Annotated in this window: 9 protein-coding genes; 6 read left to right on the top strand and 3 right to left on the bottom strand. The window is 61.8% G+C overall.

From position 1 onward, the window contains the following. Together K728_RS0105170 and K728_RS0105165 are read right to left on the bottom strand one after the other, a co-directional pair. Positions 1 to 842, bottom strand: an 842-nt coding sequence (locus tag K728_RS0105170) for a protein kinase domain-containing protein (protein WP_019481353.1), incomplete at its 3' end; no start/stop codon positions are given. Between the two features lie 166 nt (positions 843 to 1,008). Continuing rightward, entirely contained in the window at positions 1,009 to 2,394 is a 1,386-nt protein-coding gene (locus K728_RS0105165) for a lytic transglycosylase domain-containing protein (protein ID WP_019481352.1), read from the bottom strand. A 263-nt stretch (positions 2,395 to 2,657) separates the two neighbouring features. Between K728_RS0105165 and K728_RS0105155 the strand changes: the two genes are divergently transcribed. Further along, positions 2,658 to 3,011, top strand: coding sequence for an Rv2175c family DNA-binding protein (locus tag K728_RS0105155; protein WP_019481350.1), 354 nt, complete (start codon positions 2,658 to 2,660; stop codon positions 3,009 to 3,011). Between the two features lie 31 nt (positions 3,012 to 3,042). On the opposite strand, the gene K728_RS0105150 is transcribed toward K728_RS0105155, so the two are convergent. Beyond that, positions 3,043 to 4,167 carry a polyprenyl synthetase family protein gene (locus K728_RS0105150; protein ID WP_019481349.1) on the bottom strand — a complete coding sequence of 375 codons (1,125 nt, stop codon included), beginning with the start codon at positions 4,165 to 4,167 and terminating at the stop codon, positions 3,043 to 3,045. A gap of 70 nt (positions 4,168 to 4,237) precedes the next feature. Here K728_RS0105150 and dinB point away from each other — a divergent pair, with 70 nt between their 5' ends. From dinB to K728_RS0105125, 5 genes are all read left to right on the top strand, one after another. Beyond that, complete coding sequence (gene dinB, locus K728_RS0105145; RefSeq protein ID WP_443110926.1) at positions 4,238 to 5,488, top strand: DNA polymerase IV; 1,251 nt, start codon at positions 4,238 to 4,240, stop codon at positions 5,486 to 5,488. Between the two features lie 225 nt (positions 5,489 to 5,713). Then, positions 5,714 to 6,091, top strand: a complete 378-nt coding sequence (locus tag K728_RS0105140; protein WP_024476054.1) for a DUF3040 domain-containing protein — start codon at positions 5,714 to 5,716, stop codon at positions 6,089 to 6,091. A 344-nt stretch (positions 6,092 to 6,435) separates the two neighbouring features. Then, positions 6,436 to 6,867 carry a division/cell wall cluster transcriptional repressor MraZ gene (mraZ, locus tag K728_RS0105135; RefSeq protein WP_019481346.1) on the top strand — a complete coding sequence of 144 codons (432 nt, stop codon included), beginning with the start codon at positions 6,436 to 6,438 and terminating at the stop codon, positions 6,865 to 6,867. A gap of 198 nt (positions 6,868 to 7,065) precedes the next feature. After that, the gene (rsmH, locus tag K728_RS0105130; RefSeq protein WP_019481345.1) at positions 7,066 to 8,073 is read left to right on the top strand and encodes a 16S rRNA (cytosine(1402)-N(4))-methyltransferase RsmH; all 1,008 of its coding nucleotides are present in this window, start codon (positions 7,066 to 7,068) and stop codon (positions 8,071 to 8,073) included. Then, positions 8,070 to 8,594, top strand: a 525-nt coding sequence (locus K728_RS0105125) for a hypothetical protein (protein ID WP_024476053.1), incomplete at its 3' end; no start/stop codon positions are given. The genes rsmH and K728_RS0105125, both read left to right, overlap by 4 nt.

Here is an 8,594-nt window from a genome sequence, read left to right as displayed (position 1 = left end):
GGGGTGGCACCGGTCTGGTCTGCTGCTGCGGCGTGATCAGAGCCCACCGGCAATTCGAAATCCAGTTCCTCGTCAGTGAGGGTGGTCCGGATATGTCGTAGTTCACCCAGCAGGGCGTTCCCGTCGATCGGTCGGTCCTCAGGGTCCACAGCCGTGCACCACTGCACCAGCTCGTCAATGTCCGACGCGAGACCCGGGACTAAGCTCGACGGCGCCGGGACGGTCGAGTTGGCATGTTGGAGCGCTACCCGGATCGGGACATCCCCGGTATATGGTTGCTTCCCCGTCAGCAGCTCAAAGAGGACAATACCCGCAGAATAAATGTCGCTCCGGGCGTCAGCGCCCCCGCCGGTGACCAATTCAGGGGACAGATAGGCCACCGTCCCGATCAGGGTGCCGGTGTTGGTGGTGGTGGAAACGGCCCGTGCCAGGCCAAAGTCAGCGATTTTGATCCGGCCGTTGCTCGCTAGAAGAACATTTTCCGGTTTGACGTCCCGGTGGACCAACCCGACGTCGTGTGCGGCGCCAAGCCCTTCCACCACAGGGTCCATCATGGCCAGAGCCAGCCGTGGGGTGAGCCTGCCCTTTTCCCGCAGCAGGTCCCTGAGGGTTTTCCCCGGCACATATTCCATCACCAGGTAGGCCAGCGAGCGGTCAGGGGAGTCTTCGACGCCCTGGTCCAGGACACCGACCACGTGCGGGTGGGACAGGCGTGCGGCGGACTTTGCCTCGCGTTCAAAGCGATCCAGGAAGCTCGAGTCTTCAGCGAGATGGGGATAGAGGATTTTGAGGGCCACATCGCGATCGAGCCGCTGGTCGGTGGCCCGGTAGACGGTCGACATGCCGCCTCTGGCAAGGCGCGACAAAACGAGATATCGCCCGTCTACAACTGAGCCAACCAGTGGGTCATTCTGCCGTCCCTGCACCCTTCGATCCTAAGTGCACACATGGAACGGGGTGGAACCGACACCCGATTCCACCCCGATTCACGGCCGTCCGATGGCGTTGCTACCGGAAGTTCGCCTGGTGGGCATTGATGGCGGCAACATAGTTCTTCGTGTCGCTGAACATCCCGTGGGTAGTCACCGAGTACTGACCCTGGTAGTAGGAAGCGATGGCTTCCTCAAGGCTGGCGCTGGTGCGAATCAGCGACTTCAGGATCGCTACGCCGGCGGTCGCGTTGTCGTAGGGGTCCAGCAGGTTCAGTTTGCGTCCCACAAGGTCGGAGGCCCATTCACCGGACATCGGGATGACCTGCATGGCACCAATGGCGTTGGCAGGCGAAACCGCACGCTGGTTGAAGCCCGACTCCTGGAAGGACACGGCCAGGGCGAGGCTCGGGTCGACGCCCATGGAACGTGCAGTGTCAGCAACGATGGTCTTCATGGCTTCGTTGCCGGGGACCGGCAGGGAGTTGAGCAGGTGCTTGTTGCGGTTTGCTTCGGATACCACGTGCTGCGGGTAGGTGTAGTGCAGGAAGGTGGACGGGACCAGATCTGCTGGCGTATCGGTCTCGGCAGCCGGTGCTGCTTCCGCCGTCGGCGCCGATTTGCCTGGGATGGTCAGCTTGGCGCCGGGGTGGATTATGGTGGTGGCGCTGAGGGCATTGGCTGAGAGCAGATCGCGAAGACTGACGTTGTGCTTGGCAGCGATGGCGCCCAGGGTGTCACCACCCTTGATCGTGTACTTGCCGCCGTTGGCGGCAGGTTTGGCGGACTGCGGCGCTGCAGGCGCGATTTCGGTTGATGCAACCGAAACCTCAGCGGAACCGCCCAGCTTGATCTTCTGGCCCGGGTGAATGATCGATGACATCGACAGGGAATTGGCATCCAGCACGGTGCCCAGGCTGACACCGTGGTTGGCAGCGATGGCACTCAGCGTGTCACCGGCCTTCACCGTGTAGGAAGAGCCGGAGGACGGCTTCGTGTCGTTTGCCGGCTTGGCAGCGGGCGTGCTGGAGGATGCGCCAGTGAGCTTGATCTTCTGACCCGGGTAGATGATCGAGCTTGCACCCAGACCATTGGCTTTGAGGACGGCACCGGTTTCCAGGCCGAGCTTCAGTGCGATCCCGCTGATGGTATCGCCGGCCTGCACGGTGTAGGTCTTCGGGGCACTCTGGGCCGGAGCCAGGAAGGTCGGGATGCGGGTCGCAATAGTGCTCGCCGGGATGGTGAGGCCCGCAGGAGCGGTCACGGCAGGGGCGAGGCGGGGAACCTGCTGTGAGCTCACAGTCACGGGTGCGGCAGCGGCTGGCTGCGCGAGTGCGACGGCGGAGAGCAGTACAGCGGGGATGGCGGCAGTGGATACCGCCACATTGAAACGGTTGGGAATGCGGGTACCTGGGGCCTGGGCCCGGGTTTTAAACAGCGGCGATGATGAGCGCTGGGCAGTCATGGTCAAAATCCTCATCTATGGTCAACGGTACGGGCCGCGCCGATGGCCGAATGGAGACCCGACGGGCATGCCCGTCGGGGACCTCTTTCAAAAACATCTGATGGTGCGCGAGAGTCTGATGTTGTTAGTGTTACTGGTGTGACTCATGAGAATCTACACTAAATGTCACCTAGCACAATAGTTCCGTTCAAACCCGTTACTTGATCGCCGGCGTGTCGGATCAAGAAGTGGAGGGATGCCCTCACATCTGGCACCCTTAGGGGGTGAATGAACTCGAAGAACTCGTGCCCGCCTGGCTGAACCTTCCGGAGGTGGCACTTGAGTTGGATGTGCCCATCACCAAGGTCCACGGCCTGCTCGATGAGAAATCGCTAATCGCGCTCCGCAGCACCGAACGAAACGTCAGGAGCGTCCCCGCGGAGTTCATCTTCGAGGGTGCAGTAGTTGACAGTCTCAAGGGGACGATCATCGTCCTCGCTGATTCCGGGTTCAGCGACGAGGATATTGTCAGGTGGTTGTTCACCCCCGACGAGTCACTGCCCGGACGACCTATCGACGCGCTGCGCGAAGGCCGCAAAACCGAAATTCGCCGACGGGCCCAGGCCGCCGCCTGGTAAGCCAGGACTCGTCATCGCCCGGGTTTACCGCCTAAGCTGACCGGCTCACCGCAGCGGTTGCCAACCCGGCAAGGGCCGACCGGCACACCGCATCCAGTTCCAGGCGTTTTAGCGCCTGGGCTGCCGATTCTGAATGTTCGGCAATCAGCGACTCGACCGCGACCAGCGCTCCCGAAGAGGCAATGACGTCGCGCAGTCGTGACACCCCATCGTCGTCGAGATCCGCCTGGCCCAGGGTGCTGTTGATCAGTTCCTGGTCCCGCGGACTCCCGTTCTGAAGCGCCTTGGCGATGAGTAGGGTCCGTTTCCCCTCCCTCAGATCGTCCCCAGCGGGTTTCCCCGTGACAGTTGGGTCGCCGAACACTCCCAGGACGTCGTCCCGAAGCTGGAACGCTTCACCCAGCGGAAGTGAGAAGGCCGAGTAGCCAGCCAACTGTGCTGCGCCGGCACCACCCAGGGCGCCGCCAAGGCCAAGCGGGTGCTCGATCGAATACTTGGCAGATTTATACCTGACAATCCGCAGTGCCCGCGCGGCGGCGTCGTCCGGCGTCCGGTCCGGCCCCACCGCTTCTTCCAGTAGGTCCAGGTACTGGCCAGCCATCACCTCGGTGCGCATCCGGTTGAAGATTGACCGGGCCGCAGTGCCCGACGCCGCACCAGGGCCGATATCCGAGAACTGTTCTTCGCTGAAGGAGAGGCACATATCGCCGGTCAGCACAGCTGCAGATACTCCAAACCGGTCCGAACTTAAATGCCAGCGGTTTCGCTCGTGGAGCGTTCCGAACTGCCGGTGCACGCTGGGGGAGCCGCGTCGGGTATCGGAGCGGTCAATTACATCGTCGTGAATTAGCGCGGCCGCCTGGAAGAGTTCAAGCGCGACGCCGGCCAAAACCGGTTCGCGTGCATCCGAGGATCCTCCGGCCCCTCGAAATCCCCAATAGCAGAGTGAGGCGCGTAGCCTCTTGCCACCCGAAGTCAGTCGGCCAATAGCAGCAGTCAGCTCCAGCGCATCATCGGCAATATCCCCGAGGATTGCCTGTTGGCGCGTGAGGAAGAGGCCAAGGCCTCTCGTCACCTCGGCGCGGTACGTGGACTGCTCGTCAGCGATTAGCTGAGCGACTGAGGCGTCCTCGACGAAGGGGGTCCGGTCGGTCATTGGCTCTCCTCAGTGTGCGGATAGGTTTCCGCGTGGGGGTGCGCCGGGCATTCCGCCGGCCGGTTGGTCTGTGGGTTATTCCATCCTACTGACTGGCTACGATTGGACTGTGACAGCCGGGCCCAGGACTAACCTCCCAGATGCAGAGTGCACCATCCTTCATGTGGACATGGACGCCTTCTATGTGGCTGTCGAATTACTGGATCGTCCGGACCTCGTGGGCACACCGGTGATTGTCGGTTCGCCCAGCGGCCGGTCGGTGGTCCTGTCAGCATCTTATGAGGCGCGGCGGTTCGGAGTCCGCTCGGCTATGCCGATGTCGGCCGCCATGCGGTTATGTCCGCAGGGGGTGGTGCTTGAACCCCATCATGAGAAGTATTCGGCAGTCTCACATGGTGTGATGTCGATCTTTGGAACCATCACTCCCTTGGTGGAACAGCTCAGCGTCGACGAAGCCTTCCTGGACATTGCGGGGTCGATGCGTCGGCTCGGTGGGCCGCGCGAAATTGGTGAGCTGATTCGAACAACGATTCGCCGGGAGCTTGGAATTACGGCGAGTGTGGGGGCTGCGACCACCAAATTTGTTGCCAAGATTGCTTCGACCCGTTCGAAGCCCAACGGTCTGCTGGTTATCCCGGGGGAGGAGACTGTGGCGTACCTGCACCCCCTTCCCGTGTCAGCGCTCTGGGGTGTTGGCGCCAAAACGCAGGAAGTACTGGCGCGGCTGGGGATCCGCTCCGTGGAGGACCTCGCGCACACCCCACTATCTTCCCTGCGCAAGCTGTTAGGTGTTTCCGGGCAGCACGTCCATGATCTCGCCTGGGGTCGGGATCCGCGCACCGTGACGGTGACCCGCCAGGAGAAGACCATCGGTGCCGAAGAGACATTTGCTGCCGACGTCAGCGACGATCCCACCTTGCATACCGAAATGCTTCGGTTGTCTCATCGGACGGCGGCGAGGCTTCGATCAGCCCATCTTCAGTGCGGCGGAGTCGCAATCAAACTGCGCTACGCGGATTTCTCGACGCTGACGCGGACCAAAAGGCTAAGCGAACCTACTGACAGCGCGAATGCCATCTATGCGGCAGCGATATCGCTGCTGGCAGCACTGGGGGAGCGTCCCATGAGCGTCCGGCTGGTGGGAGTGCGGGCGGACCAGCTGGAGCCATCGTCGGGACTGGGGCAACAGCTCACCATCGACCGACGGGACGAGAACTGGCGGCTCGCCGAGTCGGCTCTCGATGAGGTCAATCGGAAGTTTGGTAAGTCGGCTATCCAGCCAGCCCAGCTGTTTCGAAAACCGACCGATACGGCTCCCTGAACGCCTCCCTGAAGGACGCTGGCAGCCCTGATTTTCACCCGACAGGGCTGCGACTTTCCCTTGTGGGCATTGCGCTCTATCCTTAGAGCACAGGCCAACATCAACAAGCTACGCCGGTCAATTTGGAACACTCTCAGCGACGATGCCGTCGTAGGGAACTGGATTGATCAGGTACTCGTTAGTTGAGGTGAGGGACCAGGATTAATTATCAGTATGGAGGCAGTGATGGCACTCTCGGAACACGAACAGAGGCTGCTTGATCAGCTGGAGCAGCAGCTTCACGCCGACGACCCAAAGTTTGCCAGCTCGATGGCGTCGAGCCCCCAGCGGACGATTTCAACGCGCAGGATCGTCATCGGCGCGTTGATGACGGTCGCAGGCATTTTGATTCTGCTGCTGGGCGTAGCGAACCAGATTATTCTGGTGGGCGTCGCAGGATTCCTGGTCATGGGAGCTGGAGTGTATTACGCCACCAGCCGGGGCAAGGGCTCCGAATCAGCGCCAATGCCTCAGGGAATTAAAACGGCGCCCGTCAATCGTAGTGGAGGCTTTCTGAGCACCCTCGAAGAGAAGTGGGACGAGCGCAAGCGCGAACAGCCCTAACGTTGCCAATCGGTCGGCCGCCAGCGCCCTCCACTTTCATCCACTTGGCGTAAATCCCAATCATTTGCTTGGCCGATAGACCCGCATAGTCGGGTCTATCGGCGTTTAACGGGCGTTTTTCTCGCCCTGAGGCCGGATCGTCAGGACCGGGTGTGCTGTGGCGGCTCAAATCCCTCCACTTCCCACCACCGCGCTCCAGTCCCACCGATACAGGGAACTGCCAGGAAATTCATCGCGTCGGAACCCCTAAATGGATTGACGGGGGAGGGATGTGGAGTAAAGTGGTGGTTATAAGAGCGTAGTGGTGCCGCGAGGTGCTTTCCGGATTGGATGGGCGGTGGCAGATGTTCCTCGGAACCCATCTGCCACGTCTCGATGAAAAGGGCAGGTTGATCCTTCCAGCGAAGTTCCGGGAGGAACTATCCAACGGATTGGTGCTGACCCGGGGGCAAGAACGGTGCATCTACGTTTTTAGTCAGCGCGAGTTTGAACAGCTTCACGAACAGATGCGGACAGCACCGCTGTCGTCACGGCAATCCCGTGATTACAGCAGGGTGTTTTTGTCAGGGGCCTCAGATGAGGTCCCCGACAAGCAGGGACGAATCACCATTCCTCAGGCGCTTCGGACCTATGCGGGACTGGACCGGGAACTTGCAGTGATTGGCGCGGGCAGCCGTGCTGAGATCTGGGACGCCACGGCCTGGAACAACTATCTGGCGGAGCAGGAGAACACGTTCTCCGAAACCGACGAGGACGCTCTCCCGGGTCTCTTCTAGTACCGCACATCACCACGCAGTACCGCACGAAATGCAGGACGGCTTCTTGGACGAGATCTCCAGCCGCCCGGCGTACGTTCCACCTGGCTCACCTTCCCCGGAGCCAGGCGGGCACCGCGCCTGGTCGGATGGGGATCTGGCTCAAGAAACGTGTTGTACAGACAACCAAGCAGGCAACACTGAGGAAGGAGCGAATGGATGAGCGACGATCGTCCTACCGGTGAACGGCACGTACCGGTACTGCGTGAACGCTGCATCTCGCTCCTCGAACCAGCCCTCCTCGCCGCGGTAGCTGCCGGCCGTACGCCGGTGGTCGTCGATGCCACGCTGGGCATGGGCGGGCACTCCGAATCCCTGCTGGCACGGTTTCCGCAGGCACACCTGGTCGGGATTGACCGCGATCTGCAGGCACTTGCCCTGGCCGGCGAACGGCTCGCAACCTTCTCGGGGCGAACTGATCTGGTCCACGCGGTGTATGACGAGCTTCCCGAGGTCCTCGAGGATCTGGGCATCGATGCTGTTGACGGTGTGCTCTTCGACCTGGGAGTGTCCTCCCTCCAACTGGACGAACGTGACCGGGGATTCGCCTACTCCTATGACGCGCCACTGGACATGCGGATGGATACCAGCGTTGGGCAGACCGCAGCAGACGTCGTCAACGTGTACTCCGAGACGGACCTGCTCCGCATTATTCGTGCCTGGGGTGAGGAGAAGTTCGCTGGCCGGATCTCATCGGCCATTGTCGCCGCCCGCCGTGACACCCCCTTCACCTCGACAGGCCAACTGGTCGACGTCATCCGCGCCGTGGTCCCCGCAGGGGCGGCACGGACCGGGGGACACCCGGCCAAACGGACCTTCCAGGCGCTCCGGATCGAAGTCAACGAGGAGCTGACCGTGCTCGAACGGGCAATTCCCGCCGCCGTCGACTCACTGATTCTCGGCGGGCGGGCGGTGGCCATGTCCTACCACTCGCTCGAGGACAAGATCGTCAAGGCTGCCTTCACCGCCGGTACCCGCTCCTCAGCCCCAGTCGGATTTCCGGTGGAACTCGAGGAGCACAAGCCCTACCTCAAGTCGCTGACCAAGGGCACCGAAGCCCCGACCGAGCAGGAAATTGAAGAAAACCCGCGGGCGGCATCGGCAAAGCTGCGCGCAGTAGAACGAATCAAGAACACTCGAAGCACCAAAGACAGGAATGCATCATGAGCCAGCAACTCGCTGAATCCTACGCGTCGCTGGCTACCCCCGAAACGGGAAGCGGATCCTCCCAGCAGGTCCGGACGCCGCTCTCGCTGGTGCCAGCCGGACCGGCCCGGCGTCGGATCCCCTTCGCGGTGTTCAGCATGATCGCCCTGGTCGGCGCTCTGGTGACGGTTCTGATGCTCAATATCTCGGTCTCCAGTAGCCAGTATGAACTTGTGGAACTGCGTAACCAGCAGATCGCCCTGAATCAGGAGAACCAGGCGCTCACCCAGCAAATGGAAGACCTCAATGCGCCACAGAACCTCGCTGCGGAAGCCAGGGAACTCGGCATGGTCGCCTCCCCTGGATTCGGCTCCATTGATGTAGATTCGATGAAAATTGCAGGTAGTCCCGAGGCTGCGAAGGAGGGCGGCGAGCCATTGGCGCTCATCGCCGCCCCCGAGGTGTCCACGGCTGGCGTCGCGGTTGCTGTCGAGGCCCCTCCAAGGGAGGAAGCTGCAGCGTCTGCAGCCGACGCACCAGCC

Source organism: Arthrobacter sp. CAL618, assembly GCF_000468215.1.
Lineage (GTDB): Bacteria > Actinomycetota > Actinomycetes > Actinomycetales > Micrococcaceae > Arthrobacter_D.
Note: the sequence above shows the minus strand (reverse complement) of the source record. Positions and strands in the feature narration are given on the sequence as shown.